22 protein-coding genes are annotated in these 20,770 nt (G+C 71.0%); 10 read left to right on the plus strand and 12 right to left on the minus strand.

The window, feature by feature from the left end:
- Nucleotides 1-70: 70 nt before the first annotated feature.
- Nucleotides 71-646 (plus strand): cupin domain-containing protein, encoded by a 576-nt coding sequence (locus P3X83_RS07035; RefSeq protein ID WP_277304042.1) that lies wholly within the window; start codon nucleotides 71-73, stop codon nucleotides 644-646.
- A 42-nt stretch (nucleotides 647-688) separates the two neighbouring features.
- Nucleotides 689-2,227 carry an aldehyde dehydrogenase family protein gene (locus P3X83_RS07040; protein ID WP_277304043.1) on the plus strand — a complete coding sequence of 513 codons (1,539 nt, stop codon included), beginning with the start codon at nucleotides 689-691 and terminating at the stop codon, nucleotides 2,225-2,227.
- Here the strand turns inward: P3X83_RS07040 and P3X83_RS07045 are convergent.
- The 3 genes from P3X83_RS07045 to P3X83_RS07055 all read right to left on the minus strand — a co-directional run bounded on the left by P3X83_RS07045 (nucleotide 2,199) and on the right by P3X83_RS07055 (nucleotide 5,121).
- On the minus strand, nucleotides 2,199-2,714 hold the full coding sequence (locus P3X83_RS07045) for a GNAT family N-acetyltransferase (protein ID WP_277304044.1): 516 nt from the start codon (nucleotides 2,712-2,714) through the stop codon (nucleotides 2,199-2,201). The genes P3X83_RS07040 and P3X83_RS07045 overlap by 29 nt on opposite strands.
- Before the next feature lie 92 nt (nucleotides 2,715-2,806).
- On the minus strand, nucleotides 2,807-3,904 hold the full coding sequence (locus P3X83_RS07050) for a hypothetical protein (RefSeq protein WP_277304045.1): 1,098 nt from the start codon (nucleotides 3,902-3,904) through the stop codon (nucleotides 2,807-2,809).
- A 95-nt stretch (nucleotides 3,905-3,999) separates the two neighbouring features.
- Nucleotides 4,000-5,121, minus strand: coding sequence for a helix-turn-helix transcriptional regulator (locus P3X83_RS07055; RefSeq protein WP_277304046.1), 1,122 nt, complete (start codon nucleotides 5,119-5,121; stop codon nucleotides 4,000-4,002).
- Nucleotides 5,122-5,430: 309 nt separating this feature from the next.
- Here P3X83_RS07055 and P3X83_RS07060 point away from each other — a divergent pair, with 309 nt between their 5' ends.
- Nucleotides 5,431-7,755: a Tex family protein gene (locus P3X83_RS07060; protein ID WP_277304047.1), complete on the plus strand. Its 2,325-nt coding sequence runs from the start codon at nucleotides 5,431-5,433 to the stop codon at nucleotides 7,753-7,755.
- Nucleotides 7,756-7,930: 175 nt separating this feature from the next.
- The gene (locus tag P3X83_RS07065; protein ID WP_277304120.1) at nucleotides 7,931-8,806 is read left to right on the plus strand and encodes a pentapeptide repeat-containing protein; all 876 of its coding nucleotides are present in this window, start codon (nucleotides 7,931-7,933) and stop codon (nucleotides 8,804-8,806) included.
- Here the strand turns inward: P3X83_RS07065 and P3X83_RS07070 are convergent.
- Nucleotides 8,776-9,123, minus strand: a complete 348-nt coding sequence (locus P3X83_RS07070) for a hypothetical protein (protein WP_277304048.1) — start codon at nucleotides 9,121-9,123, stop codon at nucleotides 8,776-8,778. The two genes, P3X83_RS07065 and P3X83_RS07070, sit on opposite strands and share 31 nt — an antisense overlap.
- A gap of 481 nt (nucleotides 9,124-9,604) precedes the next feature.
- Between P3X83_RS07070 and P3X83_RS07075 the strand changes: the two genes are divergently transcribed.
- A complete protein-coding gene (locus P3X83_RS07075; protein ID WP_277304049.1) occupies nucleotides 9,605-10,354 on the plus strand; it encodes an SDR family oxidoreductase in 750 nt (249 codons plus the stop codon).
- A 143-nt stretch (nucleotides 10,355-10,497) separates the two neighbouring features.
- On the opposite strand, the gene ugpC is transcribed toward P3X83_RS07075, so the two are convergent.
- Nucleotides 10,498-11,718 (minus strand): sn-glycerol-3-phosphate ABC transporter ATP-binding protein UgpC, encoded by a 1,221-nt coding sequence (gene ugpC, locus P3X83_RS07080; RefSeq protein WP_277304050.1) that lies wholly within the window; start codon nucleotides 11,716-11,718, stop codon nucleotides 10,498-10,500.
- A gap of 180 nt (nucleotides 11,719-11,898) precedes the next feature.
- Here ugpC and P3X83_RS07085 point away from each other — a divergent pair, with 180 nt between their 5' ends.
- Nucleotides 11,899-12,897, plus strand: a complete 999-nt coding sequence (locus P3X83_RS07085) for a LacI family DNA-binding transcriptional regulator (protein WP_277304051.1) — start codon at nucleotides 11,899-11,901, stop codon at nucleotides 12,895-12,897.
- A gap of 21 nt (nucleotides 12,898-12,918) precedes the next feature.
- On the opposite strand, the gene P3X83_RS07090 is transcribed toward P3X83_RS07085, so the two are convergent.
- On the minus strand, nucleotides 12,919-13,407 hold the full coding sequence (locus tag P3X83_RS07090) for a glutathione peroxidase (RefSeq protein ID WP_277304052.1): 489 nt from the start codon (nucleotides 13,405-13,407) through the stop codon (nucleotides 12,919-12,921).
- Between the two features lie 204 nt (nucleotides 13,408-13,611).
- On the opposite strand from P3X83_RS07090, the gene P3X83_RS43300 reads away from it, so the two are divergent.
- Both P3X83_RS43300 and P3X83_RS07100 read left to right on the plus strand, forming a co-directional pair.
- Nucleotides 13,612-14,085: a transglycosylase SLT domain-containing protein gene (locus P3X83_RS43300; protein ID WP_346742687.1), complete on the plus strand. Its 474-nt coding sequence runs from the start codon at nucleotides 13,612-13,614 to the stop codon at nucleotides 14,083-14,085.
- Nucleotides 14,086-14,436: 351 nt separating this feature from the next.
- Nucleotides 14,437-15,030, plus strand: coding sequence for a transglycosylase SLT domain-containing protein (locus P3X83_RS07100; protein ID WP_277304053.1), 594 nt, complete (start codon nucleotides 14,437-14,439; stop codon nucleotides 15,028-15,030).
- Nucleotides 15,031-15,207: 177 nt separating this feature from the next.
- Here P3X83_RS07100 and P3X83_RS07105 read toward each other — a convergent pair whose 3' ends face one another.
- From P3X83_RS07105 to P3X83_RS07125, 5 genes are all read right to left on the minus strand, one after another.
- Nucleotides 15,208-15,543 carry a DUF202 domain-containing protein gene (locus P3X83_RS07105; protein ID WP_277304054.1) on the minus strand — a complete coding sequence of 112 codons (336 nt, stop codon included), beginning with the start codon at nucleotides 15,541-15,543 and terminating at the stop codon, nucleotides 15,208-15,210.
- A gap of 2 nt (nucleotides 15,544-15,545) precedes the next feature.
- Nucleotides 15,546-15,938 (minus strand): DUF202 domain-containing protein, encoded by a 393-nt coding sequence (locus P3X83_RS07110; RefSeq protein WP_277304055.1) that lies wholly within the window; start codon nucleotides 15,936-15,938, stop codon nucleotides 15,546-15,548.
- A 52-nt stretch (nucleotides 15,939-15,990) separates the two neighbouring features.
- Nucleotides 15,991-16,380 (minus strand): hypothetical protein, encoded by a 390-nt coding sequence (locus P3X83_RS07115; RefSeq protein ID WP_277304056.1) that lies wholly within the window; start codon nucleotides 16,378-16,380, stop codon nucleotides 15,991-15,993.
- Nucleotides 16,377-16,772, minus strand: coding sequence for a hypothetical protein (locus tag P3X83_RS07120; protein WP_277304057.1), 396 nt, complete (start codon nucleotides 16,770-16,772; stop codon nucleotides 16,377-16,379). The genes P3X83_RS07115 and P3X83_RS07120 overlap by 4 nt, the downstream gene beginning before the upstream one ends.
- A gap of 86 nt (nucleotides 16,773-16,858) precedes the next feature.
- Nucleotides 16,859-17,662 (minus strand): ATP-binding cassette domain-containing protein, encoded by an 804-nt coding sequence (locus P3X83_RS07125; RefSeq protein WP_277304058.1) that lies wholly within the window; start codon nucleotides 17,660-17,662, stop codon nucleotides 16,859-16,861.
- A 167-nt stretch (nucleotides 17,663-17,829) separates the two neighbouring features.
- Between P3X83_RS07125 and P3X83_RS07130 the strand changes: the two genes are divergently transcribed.
- Nucleotides 17,830-18,087: a UBP-type zinc finger domain-containing protein gene (locus P3X83_RS07130; RefSeq protein ID WP_277304059.1), complete on the plus strand. Its 258-nt coding sequence runs from the start codon at nucleotides 17,830-17,832 to the stop codon at nucleotides 18,085-18,087.
- Between the two features lie 28 nt (nucleotides 18,088-18,115).
- On the opposite strand, the gene P3X83_RS07135 is transcribed toward P3X83_RS07130, so the two are convergent.
- Nucleotides 18,116-19,705, minus strand: coding sequence for a Na+/H+ antiporter (locus P3X83_RS07135; RefSeq protein WP_277304060.1), 1,590 nt, complete (start codon nucleotides 19,703-19,705; stop codon nucleotides 18,116-18,118).
- A gap of 197 nt (nucleotides 19,706-19,902) precedes the next feature.
- On the opposite strand from P3X83_RS07135, the gene P3X83_RS07140 reads away from it, so the two are divergent.
- Entirely contained in the window at nucleotides 19,903-20,163 is a 261-nt protein-coding gene (locus P3X83_RS07140) for a hypothetical protein (RefSeq protein ID WP_277304061.1), read from the plus strand.
- The last annotated feature ends 607 nt before the right edge of the window (nucleotides 20,164-20,770 follow it).

Genomic DNA, 20,770 nt, shown 5'->3' on the forward strand with positions numbered 1-20,770 from the left:
CCACCTTTAACGATCTTCCGGAAAGAGCGGGCTGAGCTGCGCGGAAGCGGACAGCGGCTACGATCGTGGAGTGCTGTTGAAGGTCTATCCCGACGGACGGCCGGTCCACGCGCGAGACGACTCCGAGGCCCTGCGGATCGCCGCCGAGGCGTTCCCCGGGCCGGAGCCCGTGGTGGCGGTGGACGACGGCCGGATGCGGTTCCTGCGGCGTGACGCGGCGGGAACGTTCATCTCGATCGAGGAGCGCCCACCGGTGGCCGAGGCCCTGGGGCTGCTCCCCCATCCCGAAGGCGGGTGGTTCCGCGAGACATGGCGGACGGAGGCGTCGTTCCGGCCGGAGGGTTATCCGGGCGAGCGGTCGTCGGCGACCGGCATCTACTTCCTGCTGATGCCGGGAGAGGAGTCGATCTGGCACGCGGTGCGCTCCGACGAGGTCTGGCTGTGGCATCGGGGCGGGCCGCTGGCCCTGCTGATCGACGACCGCGAGCCGATCATCCTCGGGCCCGAGGTCGAGCGGGGCCAGATCCCGCAGGCGATCGTGCCCGCCGGGGCGTGGCAGGCCGCCCGCCCCGCGGGCGACCGTGAGGTGCTGGTCAGCTGCGTGGTCTCCCCTGGTTTCGACTTCGCGGACTTTCGTACGCGCTGAGCGGGTTTCTGCGCGGTTTCTCTACAAGGAAGGCAGAGGTCAATGGTGACCCGACAGATCGTCTCCGTGATCGGCGGCAAGGACGCCGCTTCCGTCGAGGCGTACGACTCCACGAATCCCGCCAGGACCTCCGAGGTGGTGGCCCGCGTCGGGCCGGCCGACGCCGAGACGTTCGCCACCGCGTGCCGTACCGCCAAGGAGGCGCAGCGCGGCTGGGCCGCGGTGCCCGCGCCGGTGCGCGGGCGGGTGATCGCCTCGATCGGCCGCCTGGTCGAGGCCAACGCCGAGACGCTGGCCGCGCTGGTCACCCGCGAGATCGGCAAGCCCTACGCCGAGGCGCTCGGCGAGGTCCGCGAGATCGTCGACACCTGCGACTTCTTCCTCGGTGAGGGCCGCCGCCTGTACGGCCAGACGGTCCCCTCCGAGATGCCCGACAAGAACCTCTTCACCTTCCGGGTCCCCGTGGGCGTCGCGGCCGTGATCACCGCTGGGAACTTCCCGGTCGCCGTCCCGTCCTGGTACCTGGTCCCCGCCCTGCTGTGCGGCAACACGGTGGTCTGGAAGCCCGCCGAGTACGCCGCCGCCTCCGCGCACGCAATGTACCGCCTGTTCGCCGCCGCCGGCCTGCCGGACGGCGTGCTCAACATCGTCTTCGCCGACGGCCGGGCGACCTTCGACGGCCTGTCCCGCGCGCTCGACGAGGGCACCGTCGGCAAGGTCGGCTTCACCGGCTCCAGCGCGGTCGGCCGCGCGATCGGCGAGCTGTGCGGGCGCCACCTGCAGTCGCCGTGCCTGGAGCTGGGCGGCAAGAACCCGATGGTGGTCACCCCCGACGCCGACCTCGACCTCGCCGTGGAGGGCGCGCTGTTCGCCGGGTTCGGCACCGCGGGTCAGCGCTGCACGTCCCTGGGCACGGTCATCGCGCACTCCTCGATCCGCGACGAGTTCGTCGCCCGCTTCGCGCGGGCCGTCCAGGAGGCGCCGCTCGGCGACCCGGCGGGCGACGTGGTGCTCGGCCCGCTGCTCGACGGCAAGTTCGCCGAGCGCTTCGAGGAGTACCTCACCTGGCTTGAGCCGCACCACACGGTGGTGTCCGGCCCCACCGGGCAGGTCACCGCCGACAATCCGCGCGGCGCGTTCACCGGCGAGGGCGGGCTCTACTACCACCCGGTGGTCGTGGACGGCGTGCGCCCGGGCGACCGCCTGTTCATGGAGGAGACCTTCGGCCCTCTGGTCGGGGTGACCTCCTACGAGTCGCTCGACGAGGCGATCGAGCTGGCCAACCTGCCCGGATACGGCCTGTCATCGTCGATCTACACGACCGACCCGAAGGCGGCGTTCCGATTCCGCGCGGGCGTGGGCGCGGGCATGGTGAGCGTCAACAACTCCACCTCCGGCGCCGAGGCCCACCTCCCGTTCGGCGGCAACGGCAAGTCCGGCAACGGCAGCCGCCAGTCCGGCGTGTGGGTGCTCAACCAGTTCACCCGCTGGCAGGCGATGAACTGGGACTACAGCGGCCGTCTGCAGAAGGCGCAGATGGACGTCGCCGACATCACCCCTGATCTGGACTTCCGCATCTAGGGCGGCACTCCTCCTCGTCCCGCTCGCACCCGAGCGCCTTGACGAAGATCTGGAAGGTCTCCTCGGCCGTGCGAACGGGCGGGTAGTCCCATTCCACGTACGCGAGCCGTGAGTAGAGCCGCTGGGCGTCGGCGTTGGCCAGCCCGACGCCCAGCGCGACCCTGTGGTGCCCGCGCTGCCGCAGGATGCGCTCGCCCTCGGCGAGCAGGGCCGTGCCGATCCCCCGGTTGCGCTGGTCGGAGCGCACCTCCAGGTGCGTCAGCACCGGCACCCCCGGCAGGCGTTCGCGCAGTTCGGCCTCCTCCGCGGGCTCCCACCACAGGTAGACGTTCCCCACGACGGCACCGCCCCGCAGGGCGATCAGCAGCGCGCCCCTGCCCCGGCTCTGGCGGCTGAAGCGGTCGAAGAAGAAGTCGGCCTGGCCGAAGGCCCAGATGAGCGCCGTCAGGTCGCTGTCGATGACGGGCCGGATGTGCGGGTCGGGCACGGAGCCTCCGTCGTCGGTCGCCAGGGTGCTGTTTCCAGAAGGATGCCCAAGAGATCCACTTATAGTCTATTGATCCCATCCGCCCCAGATGATTACCAAATGACCGCTCCGCTGGGCAGGACCGGCTCCGGGGTCCTCTGCCGGTCGGCGCCCGGCTGGAGCACGCTCTCGTGCGCGCCCAGCCCGACGACCGCCAGGGCCTCCTCCAGGCGCACCCGCATCGGCAGCCTGCGCACGTACCGCCGCCACCTGGCCCGGTCGGCGAGCCAGGCGTGCAGGTACTCCTCGCACAGGCCGGGGGTGATGAACTGGAGCCTGCCGTACGCCGCCTTCAGGGAGACCGTCATGCGGTGCCGCTCGGGGGTGTCGGGCCACCGCGCGACCCGGCGGCCCACGTCGTCGATGAAGTGCCGCCGCCTGCTCAGGAACCGCGCCCAGAACGCGCGGTCGGCCTGGCGGACGGCACGGCCGACGTCGAGCAGCGAGTACACGCCCTCGGCCAGCACGTCGCCCAGTTCCTGCGCCCGGGCGCGGTCCGGATGCGCGAACGGGTCATAGGGGGCCTGGCAGGCGTGACCGGTCACGGTGACCGGCCGCAGCCGCCGGTCGTCCAGCAGGTAGAACCAGTCCTCGTTGTAGATGTCGGGGAAGAACGAGGTGGTGCGCACCGGATCCACGGCCAGCGCGCCGCCCCCGACGAACGTCTCCTGGTAGCCGCCGGTACGCCGGTGCGCGTGACACACCACGGAGTGGTCGGGGAACCCGCCGATCGACAGGCCCACGCCCTCATAGGTGTCGAGCAGCCCGGCCGCGCGCAGCAGGTCGCCGGGATCGGCCACGGTGATGTCGTCGTCGAGGAACACGATGCGCCGCCAGCCGACCATCCGGGCGATGATCAGGCCCAGGTTGCGCTTGAGGCTAATGTCGGTCCGGCGCTCGAACTTGGTTTCGGCCAGCAGTTCGGTGGTGGCCAGCGTGGGCAGCGCCAGCCCCGCCGCGCGCGGGACGTCCACGGCCAGCAGCGCCAGGTCGGGCGGATCGACCGTCCTGGCCGTCGCCTCCGCGCTCGCCCACCTACTGCACAGCGCCACCAGGGGCACGGCCAGCCCGTCCGCCAGCGCGGCGGCGTGCCGGAGCGAGGCCGCGCGCCGGGCGGTGGGCACCACCAGCGCGTCCACGTGCCCGGGCACCACCTCCGCCGGTCTTTCCTCGGCCAGGAGATGCCGGTGGGAGCCGCTGTGAAAGGGGCTGCCGCCAGATCTCCCGCGCGGCGGTGCCGGGCGTCTCATTCAGTAGGGTCCGACCACTCGTGCAGGAGGTTGTCGGGAATGGTCCAGTCCGGCGTGAGCACCACGCCGCCCTCGATGGTGACGCGCGTCAGGATGCTGTAGGACTCGGCGTCGCCGAACCGCTCGGCGACGTGCTCGGCGTTCCGGTCGCGAAAGCGCGCGTCGGTGAGCGCGCGAACCACGCCGTGGACGCCCCGGCCGTACATGCCGTTGCAGATGGAGATCGTGCGCTTGCGGTTGTAGGGGTTCTGGCCCCGGTAGAAGTGGCCGACGTCGCCGACCAGGCGCTTACCGTCGCCCACCCGCTCCAGGATCGGGTAGAACGCCTCCGACCCGCCCTCCCGCGACACCTCGAAGTACGGCCCGGCCGGGTTCTCCCAGTCGGCGATCTGGCGGACCGGCAGGCTGAGCCGGTTGAGCACGTTCTGGGTGGCGTGGTTCCAGTCGACCCCGCCCAGGAGCACCAGGTGGGTCGTGTAGTCGTCGGGCTGCAACCGCTGCGCGACGCGCAGGTTCACCTGGCTGCGCGGGTTCAGCGCGCGGACGTGCCCGTGCAGCTCGAACAGGGCGTCGAGGTCGGCGTAGGTGTACAGCTCGATGAAATCGGGATCGTCGGGGTCGGCGTACGGCATGCGCTCCCGCATGTCGGGCGGCAGTTGCGCGCACACCAGCGTGATCGCCTCCCCCTCCGCGAAGAGCCACGGCCCGTCGCCGTTGGCGGCCGTCATCGCGCCGAGCCCGCCCACCGGCGCCCGCCTGGCGGGGTCGTTGAGCCCTCTCAGCGCGGCGGCCCGCAGGGCCTGCAGCTCCCGATACAGCTCGCCCCTGCGGGCCCGCTCCTCCGGGCTGAGGCCCGCAGGGTCGGGCATCCTGACGTGGCCGGTGTCGACCGACCTGCGGGTGGCGAAGAGGGTCGCATAGGCCTCCAGACGGCTGACCGGCGGGATCTTCGGCTTGGACAGGGACTCCCAGGAGGAGATGAGCGGCACGCTCAGCGGGCGGTCTCCACCGAGAGCCTGGGCGAGCTGGAGCTGCGTGATCCGGGTGTCGGGCCATTCGTCCTCGCGCAGCGAGCGGAGGCGGCGCGCCAGGGCCTGCCCGGCGTCTTCGGTCGACACGGTGATCACCTCCTTCACCTGAAGTTCAAGTACCCGATGAAGTTCAGCATGAATCCCTGAAGTGCACGTGAGCGCCGATGCCCACGAAGGAAAGCCGCATCATCGCACAGTCCGGCCCTCGGGTTCAGCATCGAAAGAGCGGTTTCCGAGCTGAATTCAGAGATCGTTTGAAGTTCACTGCATCTCGATGAATCGCCTGAGTGAGACCCGTGCGGCGGTGGCACGCGCGGCGGCGCGCCGGGGCGGCGCGACAACCACGCCCGGATGGCGGCACAATCATCCCCGGACCCAAGGGGGAAGGCGGAGGACGTGACGACCTCTATCGATCAGCGGATCGCCGAGGAGCTCGGCGTGCGCGAGCGTCAGGTGCAGGCGGCCGTCGAGCTGCTCGACGGCGGGGCGACGGTGCCGTTCATCGCCCGCTACCGCAAGGAGGCGACCGACGCGCTCGACGACACCCAGCTCCGCACGCTGGAGGAGCGGCTGCGCTACCTGCGCGAACTGGAGGAGCGGCGCCAGGTGATCCTGGAGTCCATCCGCTCCCAGGGCAAGCTCGACGAGGCGCTGGGAGCCCAGATCATGGCCGCCGACTCCAAGGCCCGCCTGGAGGACATCTACCTGCCCTACAAGCCCAAGCGGCGCACCAAGGCGCAGATCGCCAGGGAGCTGGGCCTGGAGCCGCTCGCCGACCGGCTGCTCGGCGACCCCTCGCTCGACCCTGCGGAGACGGCGGCCGAGTTCGTCACCGAGGGCGTGGCCGACGCGGCGGCGGCGCTCGAAGGCGCCAGGGCGATCCTCGTCGAGCGCTTCGGCGAGGACGCCGACCTCATCGGCTCGCTGCGCGAGCGGATGTGGTCGCGCGGCAGGCTGGTCGCGGCGGTCCGCGAGGGCAAGGAGGAGGACGGCGCGAAGTTCTCCGACTACTTCGACTTCGCCGAGCCGTTGACCAAGCTGCCCTCCCACCGCATCCTGGCCATGTTCCGCGGGGAGAAGGAGGAGATCCTCACTCTCACCATGGACCCCGAGGAAGACGCCGACGGCGGCTACGAGGAGCGCATCGCCGCCCGTAACGGGGTCGCCGACCTCGGCCGGCCGGCCGACCGCTGGCTGACCGAGACCGTCCGCTGGGCCTGGCGCACCCGCATCCTGGTGCACCTCGGCATCGACCTGCGGATGCGCCTGTGGCAGGCGGCCGAGGAAGAGGCCGTCCGGGTCTTCGCGGCCAACCTGCGCGACCTGCTGCTCGCCGCGCCCGCGGGCACCCGCGCCACCATGGGCCTGGACCCCGGCTTCCGCACCGGCGTCAAGGTCGCCGTGGTCGACGCCACCGGCAAGATCGTGGAGACCGCCACCATCTACCCGCACCAGCCGCAGCAGCGCTGGGACGAGGCGCTGGCCACCCTCGGGGCACTGGCCAAGAAGCACCGCGTGGAGCTCGTCGCCATCGGCAACGGCACCGCCTCCCGCGAGACCGACAAACTGGCCGGGGAACTGGCCGCGCTGGTGCCCGGACTGACCAAGGTCATGGTCTCCGAGGCCGGGGCGTCGGTCTACTCGGCCTCGGCGTTCGCGGCGCAGGAGCTGCCCGGGCTCGACGTCTCGCTGCGCGGGGCCGTCTCGATCGCCCGCCGCCTGCAAGATCCTCTCGCCGAGCTGGTCAAGATCGACCCCAAGTCGATCGGCGTCGGGCAGTACCAGCACGACGTCTCGGAGACCAAGCTCTCGCGTTCGCTCGACGCGGTGGTGGAAGACTGCGTGAACGCGGTCGGCGTCGACGTCAACACCGCCTCCGCGCCGCTGCTCACCAGGGTCTCCGGCATCGGCTCCGGGCTCGCCGAGAACATCGTGGCCCACCGCGAGGCCAACGGCCCGTTCAGCTCCCGCAGCGCGCTGAAGGGCGTTCCCCGGCTTGGCCCGAAGGCGTTCGAGCAGTGCGCGGGCTTCCTCCGCATCCGGGGCGGCGACGACCCCCTCGACAGCTCCAGCGTCCACCCCGAGTCCTATCCGGTGGTCCGCCGCATCCTGGCGGCCACCTCCGGCGACCTCGCCACGCTGATCGGCAACAGCGGCGTGCTGCGCACCCTCGACGCCCGCACGTTCGTCGACGACACCTTCGGCCTGCCGACCGTCACCGACATCCTGAAGGAACTGGAGAAGCCAGGCCGCGACCCGCGACCGGCGTTCAAGACCGCCACCTTCGCCGACGGCGTCGAGAAGCTCTCCGACCTCGCCGCGGGCATGCTCCTGGAGGGCGTGGTCACCAACGTCGCCGCGTTCGGGGCCTTCGTGGACGTGGGCGTCCACCAGGACGGCCTGGTCCACGTGTCGGCCATGTCCAAGACCTTCGTCAAGGACCCGCGCGACATCGTCAAGCCCGGCGACGTGGTCCGCGTGAAGGTGCTGGAGGTCGACATCCCGCGCAAGCGCATCTCGCTCACCCTGCGCCTCGACGACGAGCCCGCACCGTCCTCCGGCCGCCGCGACCGGCAGCCCCGGGGCGACCAGCCCAAGGGACGGCGTGGCGACCAGCCGCGCGAGCGCCGGAACGACCGCCGGAGCCAGCCCCCGGCGTCCGGGGCCATGGCCGAGGCGCTGCGCCGAGCCGGTCTGGACAAGAAGCTGGGAGGCCGCTGACAGCGCTGACGGCGCCGGCCGTCCGGGCGGCGGGAGACCGGGGGGTAAACTCTCGGGGTCCCGCCGCCGATTCCCGGCCCGGGATCAAGTCCCTCGACCTCGGGAGATCGTGCAGTTGTCCGTACGGCGTGAGCAGACCGGGGAACGCGCGGGCGCGGGCGTGAACCGGGCCGATCTGGAGGATCTGCGTGCCGACTGCTCGCGGTGCTTCGCGCTGTGCTGCGTCGCGCCCGCGTTCACCGCCTCGGCCGACTTCGCGATCGACAAGCCGTCCGGCACACCGTGCCCCAACCTGGATCCGGGGTTCCGCTGCGGCATCCACCCGCACCTGCGGGACCGGGGGTTCACCGGGTGCACGGTCTTCGACTGCTTCGGCGCGGGGCAGCGGGTCTCCCAGGTCACCTTCGCCGGGCGCGACTGGCGGGGCGAGCCCGCCACGGCGCGGAGCATGTTCGACGCCTTCGCCGTCATGCGGCCCCTGCACGAACTGCTGTGGTACGTGCGCGAGGCGATGGCACTGCCCGCCGCCGCGCCGGTACGCGACGCGCTCACCCGCGCCTTCGAGGAGACCGAACGGCTCACGCTCGGCGACGCGGGTTCGCTCGCGGCCCTCGACCTCGGGGCGCATCGGGCCCGCGTCAACGACCTGCTGCTGCGGGCGAGCGAGCTGGCACGGGCCGAGGTCCCGCCCGCGCGGCCCGGCGGAGCGCCCAAGCGGGGCCGCCGCCGTCCGCTGGGGCGCGAGCACCGGGGGGCCGACCTCGTCGGAGCCGACCTGCGCGGAGCCGACCTACGGGGCGCGAACCTGCGCGGGGCCTATCTCATCGGCGCCGACCTGCGCCGCGCGGATCTGCGGATGGCCGACCTCATCGGGGCCGACCTGCGCGGCGCGAACCTGGGCGGGGCCGACCTCACCGGGAGCCTCTTCCTGATCCAGGCCCAGCTCGACGCCGCCGCGGGCGACGCCGCGACCCGGCTGCCGCCGTCCCTCTCCCGCCCGGCCCACTGGGCATGGCGGCGTCAGGCCGTCCCGCCGGTCCGGGGCGGATGATACGGGCCGGTGCCGCCATAGCCGAGCAGGCGCATGGCCGACTCCGGCTCCAACGCGGCGGCCAGGAACTGGGCACGGGCCACGGCCTCGTCCCTGGCCCGATCGGCGCGGGCACGCTCGGCCTGGACGCCACGGATCACGTAGAAGGACACGGCCACGACGATCGCGGCGATCACGATCACGATCAGCAACAGGACGGCGGCCCCCGGCGTGATGAAGGTCTCCGCCGACGCCGCCGCCACCCCGGGCCCGGGTGCGACGACCGCGTAGGACCCGAAGACCGTGAACACCGCCAACGCCGCCACACTGGCCGGCAAAACCCACACCCCCCGCGGCCCGCCCGCACCATACGTACCAGCGCCACGCTCTGGCCCTGAGGACGGCAACGCCGCCTCCGGCCACTGCCCCGCACCCACCCCAGCCCCCCCGCCGGGTACGCCCCCGCCGAGCCGTCCGACGGCGCACCCTGCGCCCCGCCGCCCCCTCCGGACCCGACGGTCCTCGGGACGGCGCTTGCGGCCACTGGCCTGGGGCCCCTGCCGGGTGCGGACCGGGCGACGGGGCGGGCTGCGGTCCGTGGCCGCCGTGCGCACCGGGGGCCCCGGTCCAATGCGGATCGGTGGTCCCCTCCGGGCCCGATTTCCAGTATCCCTCCCGCATCCGGCCGGGCACATCTGGGAAATCTTGACCAAACCTTTCTCTGACGCCGGTCTGATCTGTTACAGAAATACCCCGGTAGAACGTGCGTCCGCACCCGGACAGGAAAGGCGGGCGCGGCCGTGCGGTTACGCTGCAGTCATGCCAACCGCATTGATCACCGGTGCCACGTCCGGCATCGGCGCCGCGTTCGCCCGCCGCCTCGCCGGCGACGGCTTCTCACTCGTCCTGGTGGCCCGCGACGCCGCGCGGCTGGAGGAGACGGCCGCGGAACTGACCCTGCGCTACGGCGTGCCGGCGCGGGCGCTACCCGCCGATCTCAGCGATGAGAAGGACCTCGCGCGGGTCGAGCAGCGGGTCCACGAGGGGATCGACCTGCTGGTGAACAACGCGGGATTCGCGCACCGGGAGTCGTTCCTCCAAGTGACGGCCGAGGACGAGGTGCGGATGCTCCGCCTGCACTGTGAGGCGGTGCTCCGGCTCACGCTCGCCGCGCTGCCGTGGATGCGCTCGCGCGGACGCGGCGGCGTGATCAACGTGTCGTCCGTGGTGGCGTTCTTCGCGCACGGGAGCTACAGCGCGAGCAAGGCGTGGGTGGTGCGCTTCAGCGAGTCGGCGGGCGCGCGGCTGGCCGGCACCGGCGTCCGGGTCATGGCGCTGTGCCCGGGATACGTGCGCTCGGAGTTCCACCAGCGGGCCGGGATGGACGTCTCCGGCATCCCCGGGCCGATGTGGCTGGAGGCGGACCAGGTGGTCGGCGCGGCCATGCGCGACCTGGCCACCGGACGGCTGGTCAGCGTGCCGTCCCTGCGCTACAAGGCGATCGTGGCCGCGGGCCGTCTCATCCCGCTCGGACTGGGGGCGCGCCTGGCCGCCCAAGTCGGTGACTGACCCGGGTTTCCGGACAAGCGAAAGGCCCTCACCGCGGGAGGGGGTCGCAGCGAGGGCCTCTCGTCGTCCGTCCGCGGGCGCGGTGCGCCCGCGGCCGGTTCGGCCGGGGCGCCGTGGCAGGCGGCTCCCCGGCCCAGGATGGGCTAGCGCCCGGCGTTGCCCGGGTGGCCGACGGCCAGGCCGGAGTTCGTGTCGAAGAAGTGCAGGTTGTGGGTGTCCACGAGCAGCTCGGTGTTCTGGCCGGGGCGGACGTGGCTGCGGGCGTTGACCCGGGCCGTCCACAGCGACTTGTCACCGGCCAGCGGCATCGACTCGTCTTCCTCATCGGCGTCCTTGGCCGCCACGGTGTCGCGGTGCTCCACCGGCGGGGCGTCGATCAGGAACAGCACGTTGATCTCGCTGCCCAGTTCCTCGGTGACCTCCGCGCGGACGGGCAGGCGCGCCCAGCCGGTCCCGGTGTGGCCATTGGCGGCGGCGGAGTCCTCGAAGTCGGAGGGGCGGATGCCCAGGATCAGCTTCTTGCCGAAGTAGCGGTCGAGACCCGGCTTGGAGGCGAAGGTCGAGTCGGGCACCGGCACGGTGAACCCGGCGAACGACACGGCACCGCCCCGGTCGGTGCGGACCAGGTCGGCCGTGACGAAGTTCATCGACGGCGAGCCCATGAAACCGGCCACGAACAGGTTGATCGGGCTGTCGAAGAGGTTCTGCGGGGTGTCCACCTGCTGGAGCACGCCGTCGCGCAGCACGCAGACCCGGTCGCCGAGCGTCATGGCCTCGACCTGGTCGTGGGTGACGTAGACGGTGGTGACGCCGAGGCGCTCGTGCATCTGGTTCAGCGAGGCGCGCATCGAGACGCGCAGCTTGGCGTCGAGGTTGGACAGCGGCTCGTCCATCAGGAACGCCTGCGGCTCGCGCACGATGGCCCGGCCCATCGCGACACGCTGGCGCTGACCACCGGACAGCGCGGCCGGCTTGCGCTTGAGGTACTGCTCAAGGCCGAGCATTTTGGCGGCCTCGTGCACCCGCTTCTGGATCTCCGGCTTGGGCATCTTGCGAAGCTTGAGGCCGAAGGCGAGGTTCTCCTCGACCGTCATGTGCGGGTAGAGCGCGTAGTTCTGGAAGACCATGGCGATGTCACGGTCTTTGGGCGGCAGGTGGTTCACCACCTTCTCGCCGATCGCGATCTCGCCGCCGCTGATGTCCTCCAGCCCGGCGATCATGCGCAGAGCGGTCGACTTGCCGCAGCCCGAAGGACCGACGAGGACCATGAACTCCCCGTTTTTGATCTCCAGGTTCAGACCGTTCACGGCCTTCACGCCACCGGCGTAGATCTTGTCGACATTGGTCAGAACGATGGATGCCATGACAGTCCTTCAGCGCTTACGGGACCGGGCCCCGCCTCCGTAGGGATCACCACGGATGTGGATACGTTTTCATGCATCTCACCCGAAACGGACATCGCTGTCAAGACCCCCTAGGTCACCAGGCGTTCTGTTACCGTTCCGCGCTGGTCCACCGATGGAATCCATGATGGAATCGTTTCCATGAGAGCGCGCACAACGATCAAGGACGTGGCGGAGGCGGCGGGCGTCGGGGTCGCCACCGTCTCCCGCGTGCTGTCCGGAGGGTCGGCCAGCCAGCAGACCAGGGAGCGGGTGCTGGCGGTCGCGGCGCAGCTCGACTACCGCCCGAGCGCCCTCGGGCGCAACCTGCGCCAGCGCCGTACGGGCGGCATCGGCCTGCTGATCCCCGACATCACCGACTCCTTCTACGGACGGCTGGCCGACGGCGTGCTGGCCTGCGCGCGGGCCGCCGGAGAACCGGTGATCGTGGGCGCCACCGGCGACGACGCCGAGGGCGAGGCGGAGATGATCGGGATCCTGCTGGAGCAGGGGGTCGACCGCGTGGTGGCGGTGCCGTCCGGCGACACCGAGCCCTGGGCGCCCGCGCTCCGCGCCGGGATGACCGTGGTCTTCGCCGACCGGCGGGTCAACGGCCGCGACGACATGGTCGGCGCGATCCCCGCCGTGCTGGCCGACGAGCGTTCCGGCGTGCGGACGGCGGTCGAGTACCTGGTGGGGCTGGGCCATCGCCGCATCGCGTATCTGGGCGGCGTCGGGCAGAGCGGGCGGGCGGCGGCCTTCCGCGACACACTGGCGGCCCTGGGCGTGAAGATCGACGAGGAACTGATCGTGTTCGGCCGGGCGACCCGCGACTCCGCCTACGCGGCGGCCTCCGGGCTCTTCCAGCACCGGCCCGACCTGACCGGGGTGATCACCGGGGGAAACATGCTCGGCGAGGCGGCCGTCCTGGCCGCGCGGGAGCTCGACCTGCGGGTGCCGCGCGACGTCTCGCTCATCATGTTCGACGACGTGCCATGGGCCGAGCTGTGCGCTCCCCCGCTCACCGTCATCGCTCCGCCCGCGCGGGACATCGGCTACCGCGCCACCGAACTCGTGCTGCGCACGCCGGGCCGCCGGACGCGCCCGGTGCGCCTGCCGACCGAGCTGATCATCCGCGGGAGCTGCGGCCCCCGCAGATGAGGCTCTCCAGTCGGTCCGATCTCAGCCGATGGCCTTCTCGATCGCTCCGGTGATCGCCGGGTCGCCCGGCTCTGTGCCCGGCCGGAACCGGCCCACCACGTGGCCCTCCCGGTCGAGCAGGAACTTCTCGAAGTTCCACTGGATGTCGCCGGCGTCACCGGCCGCGTCGGCGACGGCGGTCAGTTCGGTGTAGAGGGGGTGACGGCCTTCGCCGTTCACCTCCGACTTGGCGAGCAACGGGAAGTCCACGCCGTAGGTGGTGGAGCAGAACTCCTGGATCTCCTCGGCGGTGCCCGGCTCCTGGCCCATGAACTGGTTGCAGGGCACGCCGACCACGGTGAAGCCACGCTCGCCGTAGGTGCGCTGCAACTCGACCAGGCCGGTGTACTGCGGCGTGAGGCCGCACCTGGACGCGACGTTGACGACCAGGACCGCCTTGTCCCCGGTCAGCTCGGCAAGGGTGGTGGGGACGTCCGCGAGTGTGCGGACGGGGATGTCACGAACATTCATGATCTAGAGACTACTCAACAAGGCGCGGAAGGCGAAAGTGTGCGCTAAACCACACTACGTCTCTGTAAGTCCACATAAGGAGCATGATCGGAACATGAATGATCTCTAACAACGATCTACACAACCGCTTGTAAACTAGCTGAAATCCACACCATTACGGCAAGGTGTCGGCCGTCCCCCGATCTCCCACGAAAGGGAACACTCATGCCGACGCCACGCCGTACCAGCGCGCTGCTCGTCACCGCCGCTCTCGCCGCGGGCAGCGTCACGAGCACGGCCGGACCCGCCGGCGCGAGCGCCGCTACCCCCAAGGCGGCACCCGCCACCGCGGAGCGGGCAAAGAAGGCCCAAAAGCCGCGAAAGATCGCCAAGCGCGTGACAACCAACAAAGCCACCGGTAAGCGGCTCGCGCTCAAGCGTGGCTGGAAGTCCGCCCAGTTCCGCTGCCTGACCCGGCTCTGGCAGCGGGAGAGCGGCTGGAACCACCTCGCGCGCAACGGCGGTTCAGGGGCTTACGGGATTCCGCAGGCTCTGCCGGGGCGCAAGATGGCCAGCGCGGGCAAGGACTGGCGACACAACCCCCGTACCCAGATTAAGTGGGGCCTTTCATACATAAAGGAACGCTACGCCACTCCGTGCGGCGCATGGGCGCACTTCCGTGCGCGGGGCTGGTACTGAGCGATTCGCGCCCCGAATTCAAACCGGGAGCCGGAGCACGGTAATCGCATCCCGCGCCGACCTGTCGTCCGGTAAATCAGTACACCCAGAACCGCATGACATCGAGCTCACCTGAGCAAACTCTTGTCCTACGCGTGTCGCGGGAAATGCCGCTGATGGCGGTCCACGTATTTCAATCCGCCTTAGAGGAAGCGTCGCGGCGCCTTCCGGAGCACCTCCGGGTGTAGAGGTCCGGTCGGCCATGCGGGCCCGCCTCGCCCGAAGCCACGGGCGGGGGCGGGCAGCGCGCGCGAGCACGGGTCATCCCGGCGCTCGGGCGCCCTCGCACGCGACCCGACGACAAGGATTCATGTGGACAGTCATCGAGTACTGCGTAACGCGGTGGCCACCCTGGTCGCCGCGATGGCCATCACCGGAGGCTGCGCGACGTCCGCGCGAGCCGCGGAAGAGACCGAGCGGGCGGACGCGGAGGCCGAACAACAGGAACCGCCGTCCATCGAACCGCCCGCCCAACAGGAGACCGGCTACGAGCCACCGGTGCCGACCACGGCCGAGCTGACCGGCCGGACCGGCGCCCAGCGCGTCTATCACCGGCGCTGGAAGACCTCGGCCAGGCCGTCGAAGACCGGGGTCAGGATGCCGACGATCAGGAACAAGGCGATCGCCTTCCGCATCGTCGTGCAGCGCGCCTGGACCGTCCGGCAGTTCCGCTGTCTGGACAGCCTGTGGACCCGGGAGAGCGGGTGGAACCACAAGGCCACGAACGGGTCCTCGGGAGCGTACGGCATCCCGCAGGCCCTGCCCGCCACCAAGATGGCGGGCGCGGGTGGGGACTGGCGGTCGAACCCCGCCACCCAGATCAAGTGGGGACTCACCTACATCAAGGGCCGTTACGGCTCGCCCTGCGGAGCGTGGGGCCACTTCCAGTCGCACAACTGGTACTGACGGCGGGAGCGCCCAGGGGAAGGGCGCGCTCCAACGTCGGTCGCGTCGCCGGTCGAGGAGAGACGGACGTCGTGCGGGATGCCGCCGTCCGGGGCCGGCCACGCCCACAAACCAATGCGGCCTGCGCCACTAGATGGCACTAGATGCCACTAAATGCTGCTAGTGCGGCCGAAGTGGCTATTGCGGCAGGCGGGTGATCACGAACATGATCGCGCCCACCGCCACGGCCATCACGCCGAGCCAGGCCAGCAGCGCGTCCGCGCGATGGTCGAGCGGACGGCCCTCGTGCAGGGCGCGCTGTACCCGCAGGTAGCGCACGCCGGTGCGCGAGAGCAGGATTCCGCCGAACAGCGCGGCCAGCACGAACGCCGCCGCCGGGAGCGGGGGCAGTCCGCCGCGCAGCGCGGCGCCGCCGGCCCCGAGCCCGCCGGCGGCCAGCGCCGTGGCCGTCCGCACCCAGGCCAGCCGGGTGCGCTCGCTCTGCAGCCCAGGGTCCCACGGCTCGGGAGACACGGTCAGCGCGCGATCAGGATGAGGATCAGGGCGAGCACGGCGACGGTCGCGACGCCGTACCCGAAGACCGCGGCCAGCGCCGGGGGCGGCAGCGGCGACTCGCTGCGCAGTGCCCGCTGCACGCGCCGCCAGCGGGGATAGGCCATGGCCGCGGCCACGGCGGACAGGGCGACCAGGACCACCGCCATGGTGGTCCGCAGCCACGGCACGAACGAGTCCGCGGACACCGCGGCTATCGCCACGCCGCCCGCGCTCAGCGCGAGCGAGGTGCTCAACCAGGTCAGGAACGTACGCTCGTTGGCCAGGGTGAACCGGGGATCCGGCTCTTTACCCGGCCCCGAGTCCGCGGGTTCCCGGTGGGATCCGCGAAGTCCTGGCGGTCCTTGGGCATTCATACCAAAGAGGCTATTTCCGCCATATTTCCCCTAGACAACCCGGGATACGGGGTCAGGTCGTCGCGCACGAGGCGCTGATGACCTGGAGGAACTTAGCGGTGGTGGCGGCGACCTCGCGCTCGGCCCGCGCGGTGTCGGTGACCTTCAGATCGCGGTAACTCTCCGCCAGGCCCTCCATCGCCTTCCTGAGCGTGGCGTCGCCCGCCGTGCCCGCGGCCTTCTCCAGCGCCTCGGCGGCGCGGCCGAGGCTCTTCTCCACCTCGGCGGGCGCGGCCCGCTGGATCTCCTCGGGGGTCTTCGTGGCGACGGCGATGGCCTCCTCGCACGCCTGGACGCGGACCAGCGCGCCGCTCACCTCACCGACCCCGGCGCACCCGGCGGCGGACACAAGCACTGCCAGTGCCGCCGCCACGGCGAATCCGCGCGTAGCGGGACGCGTCATGAACCCGCGCACGCCTGAGTGATGTCGGTCATGTACTTGGCCGTGTCGGTCGCGGCCTTCTGCGCCGCGTCGACGGCGGAGTTGACGTCGGTGATGTTGATGTTCTGGTAGGCGTTGGCCAGGCCCTGGAGCGCCTCGCTGAGCGTGGTGTCGCCCGCCTTCTTCGCCGCGCTGTCCAGCTTGGTGGCGGCGTCGCCGAGGGCCTTCTCCAACTGGTCGGGGTTGTTGGCGAGCTCGGTCGCCTTAGCGGCGATCTCTCCGGCGATCTTCGTCGCCTCCAGACACGCCTGGGCTTTGTCGACCGTGCCGCTGACCTCCTGGAGTTCGCCGCAACCGGTCAGTAACACGGCGGCGGCGGAGACCGGCAGGATCACTCGGGGGAGAAGTCGCATGTCTCGACCCTACCCAAGTCGCCCCCGCCTACGGCGCTCATCGCCGACCGGATCGGCGGCCCAGATCGGCGGCAGGGTAAGGGGGGTCAGTTCGACCGCCCGCCGCCGCGCCGTCCGGCCTCGGCCAGGTAGGCGCGCAGCACCCTGGGGTCACGGCGGACCTGCGACGGGGTGCCGAGCGCGACGCGCCTGCCGGAGTCCAGCGCGAGCACCCGGTCGGCCAGCCCCGTCAGCGGGCCAATGTCGTGGTCCGCGAGCACGACGGCGACGCCCAGCTCGTCGCGGACGCGCTGGACGAACCGTGCCAGGTCATCGGTCTCCTCACGGTTCAGGCCCGCCGTGGGGTCGTCCAGCAGGAGCATCCGGGGCTCGGTGGCCAGGGCCCTGCCCAGCTCGACGCGGCGCCGCACGCCGTACGGCAGGAGCCGGACCGGGTGCTCGCGCCAGGCGGCGAGGCCGAGCAGGTCGATCGTGTCCTCGGCGCGGGCGTGGACGGCGGGCTCCCGCGACCTCGCCCGGCCCAGCCAGAGGATCGCCGACAGCACGCCGTACCGGAAGTGTCGTAAGCGGCCCAGGGCGAGGTTGTCCAGCACGGTGAGGTTCCCGAACAGTCCCTCCTCCGCCGGGATCCGCGCCATGCCCATCGCGGCGATCTCGTCCGGGCCCCTGGTGAGGACGTCGCGGCCGAGGAACACGACCCCGCCCCGGTGCGGCCGGCGGGCCCCGCTGGCCACGTCGATGACCGATGTCTTGCCCGAGCCGTCCGGACCGACGATCGCGAACAGCTCGGCCGGACGCACCTGGAAGGTGACACCGTCCAGCGCCCGCACGCCCGCCACCGACAACTCCACGCCGCTGAACTCCAGCATGGGCGTCCCGATACCCGGCATGGCGCTTCCCAGCCCTCGGAAGTGTGACGTGGCGCACCCGCGAGAAGCGTGCGCCTCGGCGGACCGGCGATCAATAGGCGCGGGATGGCCGATCGGGGAATCCGGTCCGGGGGAACTACGATCATTGGGAGGACGGTCGCCGACATCCGTCCGGTGAGGGGGAGATCATGACCATGTGCGAGCACATGATCGAGGCCGACGATCCCGCGGCCCGCACGCCGCAGGGATGCGAGGATTGCCTGAAGACCGGCAGCCGATGGGTCCACCTGCGGCGCTGCCTGGAATGCGGGCACATCGGCTGTTGCGACTCCTCGCCCAACCGCCACGCCACCGCGCACTTCAACGACACCGGGCACCCGGTGATCCGCTCCTACGAGCCGGGCGAGGAATGGCGCTGGTGCTTCGTCCACCAGTCCGTGGCGTAGGGCGAGACCGTACGGCCGGGCGCTCCGGCTAGTCGCGTTCCAGGATGGCCTCCTCGAAGTCCAGCTCCTGCATGACGCGGCGCAGCACCTCGTCGTCGATGCGGCGCTCGTCGCGCAACCGCACGAAGACCTGGCGCTCGGCGTCGAGCATGGCACGGCGCAACCGGCGATAGGTCGTGCCGGGCGTCTCGTCGCCCTCCTGGCCCGTGCCGCCGCCCAGCCGCTCCCAGGCGTTGAGCGAACGGCGTTCCTCCTTCACGCGGAGCTGGGCGGCGACGTCCGGATGGATCTCACGCTCGCTGTCCGCGGTCAGCTCCTCCAGCCTGGCCAGCGCGGCCGAGGCGGCGGCCTGCTGAGCCGCGGCCTCCGCCAGGTTGTCGGCGTAGACCTCGCGTTCACCGCTGATCCGCAGCCGCCTGATCAGGGCCGGGAACGACAGCCCCTGCACCAGGAGGGTCCCGATCACGACGGCGAACGTCAGGAACAACAGCAGCTCCCGGTTGGCCACGCTCTCGGGAATGCTGAACGCGGCGGCCAGGGAGACCACGCCGCGCATCCCCGCCCACGACACGGTGACGACCCGCGTCCACGACATCGGGCCCTCGCGTTCCCGGATCTTCGCCGACAGCTTGGGCGGCAGCGCGGCGGCGGGCACGATCCACACGAACCTGGCCAGCACGGTGACTACGAAGATCACCACGGCGTAGGCGGCGAGGGTCCAGGCGTCATGGTCCTGGAGCGCCCCGCTGATGATGCTGTGCAGTTGCAGGCCGATCAGCGCGAAGACGATGGTCTCCAGGAAGAAGCCGATCACCCGCCACAACGCGTCGGACAGCAGGCGCGTGCCGAAGCCGGTGCGGTGCATCCGATGCCCGATGTAGAGCCCGACGATCACGACGGCGATCACGCCCGACGCGTGCACCGACTCGGCCGCCAGATACGACGCGAACGGGATGAGCAGCATCACCGTGTTCTCGACCAGCGGATCCTTGATCCGCTCCAGCACCCAGCCGAGCACCCAAGCCACGGCCAGGCCGATCAGGACGCCGCCCACCGCCGCGATCAGGAACTCCAGCACCCCGCCGAGCAGGCTGATCCCCTCGCCCATCGCGGCGGCGATCGCCACCCGGTAGACCGTCAGCGCGGTGGCGTCGTTGAACAGGCTCTCCCCCACCAGAATGGTGATCGTCCGCCGGGGCAGCCCCAGCCTGCGGGCCACCGCCACGGCGGCCACCGCGTCGGGAGGCGCGATGATCGCGCCGAGCGCGAACGCCGCGGCCAGTTCGAGCTGCGGAATCAGCAGATGCATGACGACGCCGACCACCAGCGTGGTGAACAGCACCAGCCCGACCGACAGCAGCCCCACGGCGCGCTTGAAGTCACGCAGCCGCAGGAACGAACTGTCCAGCGCCGCCGAGTAGAGCAACGGCGGCAGGAACACCAGCAGCACGATCTCCGGATCGAGCTGGTAAACCGGCACCCCCGGGATGAACGACACCAGCAACCCGGCCGCCACCAGCAACAACGGCGCGGGCCAGCCCCTGCGCCTGGCCACGGCGGCCAACGCCAGTGCCCCGGCGGCCAGCGCGAGCAGTTGTAACCCCGTAGCGGCGTCCACCCGACCTCCTGCTTCGTCGTCGTAGATCAGATTAAGGCCCGGCCGTCCCTCACCTCGCGAGCCCGGACGTTCGGCGGGTTCCACGTTTCACCGGGCCACTCGGCCTCGGCAACGCCATTATGAGCGCGATACCGGCCTCCCACAGGAGATGATGCCGGAGAGCGACCATTCGCCACGCTCCGCAACGAGAGTTCCGCATGCCGTGCCATGCCGAACGCCTCCGGCGACCTCTCATCGAATCCGGCACTCTCCCGGTATACGCCCTCGAACGATTGCTGGCGGAGTTCGATGCGCTCGCCGTCCGGCTTCCGCGTGAGGTGGCCGAAGAGAAGACCACCATCTGGGGCTGGTCCAGCGAACGACCTCTCATGGACCGGAACGCGCTACGCGTCTACATCGATGACGGCGAAAGGCGCTGCCCGCCCGAGCGCGCGAGCTGTCCGCCGTACGCGACCTGAGCGGGATGGTCGCCGCCTGAGCCTCGGGCGCCCCGGCCCGCATAGGCAATCTCCCGGAAGACGGGCCACACCACCGCGAACTAGCCTCATGTCCCGCACCGCCCCCGCCGCCGTACGGCGGGGGACGGCAAGCCGCACGGCCGAGTCCAACCCCCAGAGACCGGCCGTGCGGCCCTCGCCTTCAAAGACCGGCCGCAGCGAGGCGGCACACGACACGTCCACCGCCCCCCGTGGGCTCCCGCTCCGGCGGCCAGGGGAGGACGGCGACGGACATTCCCCCCTACGGGGACCGCTATCCCTGATCGGCGTTCCACACGACGCTCGGATAGTCCGCTCAGTTGCGATCCCTCAAGGGATGATCAGTGACCGAGGATGACGTCGCAGGTCATGGTCCGAATGGGGGCCGTGGACAGCCGCGTTCTGCGGCGGTTCGGCGGTTGTGAAGATGCGCAGGTCAGGATGGGTGCGATCAGAGGACAGATCCGTATTCCGAGAGGCTGCCCCGGAAGCTCGGTCTGGATGTGATGCCGGGCCCTGGTGCCGGTAGATCAGAACACTGTCGTGAGAAGCGTCGATGTGCCGCCTGATCACGAACGATGATGTGCGG

The sequence above is a fragment of the Spongiactinospora sp. TRM90649 genome (genome assembly GCF_029382225.1).
In the GTDB taxonomy this organism is placed as follows: Bacteria; Actinomycetota; Actinomycetes; order Streptosporangiales; family Streptosporangiaceae; genus Spongiactinospora.

What these genes read in the sequence shown, in the direction of transcription:
- P3X83_RS07140 (WP_277304061.1), top strand. Translation starts at nt 19,903, where the DNA reads ATGCCGTGCCATGCCGAACGCCTCCGGCGACCTCTCATCGAATCCGGC.
- P3X83_RS43300 (WP_346742687.1), top strand. Translation starts at nt 13,612, where the DNA reads ATGCCGACGCCACGCCGTACCAGCGCGCTGCTCGTCACCGCCGCTCTC.
- P3X83_RS07110 (WP_277304055.1), bottom strand. Translation starts at nt 15,938, where the DNA reads ATGAATGCCCAAGGACCGCCAGGACTTCGCGGATCCCACCGGGAACCC.
- P3X83_RS07125 (WP_277304058.1), bottom strand. Translation starts at nt 17,662, where the DNA reads ATGCCGGGTATCGGGACGCCCATGCTGGAGTTCAGCGGCGTGGAGTTG.
- P3X83_RS07075 (WP_277304049.1), top strand. Translation starts at nt 9,605, where the DNA reads ATGCCAACCGCATTGATCACCGGTGCCACGTCCGGCATCGGCGCCGCG.
- P3X83_RS07120 (WP_277304057.1), bottom strand. Translation starts at nt 16,772, where the DNA reads ATGCGACTTCTCCCCCGAGTGATCCTGCCGGTCTCCGCCGCCGCCGTG.
- P3X83_RS07085 (WP_277304051.1), top strand. Translation starts at nt 11,899, where the DNA reads ATGAGAGCGCGCACAACGATCAAGGACGTGGCGGAGGCGGCGGGCGTC.
- P3X83_RS07130 (WP_277304059.1), top strand. Translation starts at nt 17,830, where the DNA reads ATGACCATGTGCGAGCACATGATCGAGGCCGACGATCCCGCGGCCCGC.
- P3X83_RS07115 (WP_277304056.1), bottom strand. Translation starts at nt 16,380, where the DNA reads ATGACGCGTCCCGCTACGCGCGGATTCGCCGTGGCGGCGGCACTGGCA.
- ugpC (WP_277304050.1), bottom strand. Translation starts at nt 11,718, where the DNA reads ATGGCATCCATCGTTCTGACCAATGTCGACAAGATCTACGCCGGTGGC.
- P3X83_RS07090 (WP_277304052.1), bottom strand. Translation starts at nt 13,407, where the DNA reads ATGAATGTTCGTGACATCCCCGTCCGCACACTCGCGGACGTCCCCACC.
- P3X83_RS07040 (WP_277304043.1), top strand. Translation starts at nt 689, where the DNA reads ATGGTGACCCGACAGATCGTCTCCGTGATCGGCGGCAAGGACGCCGCT.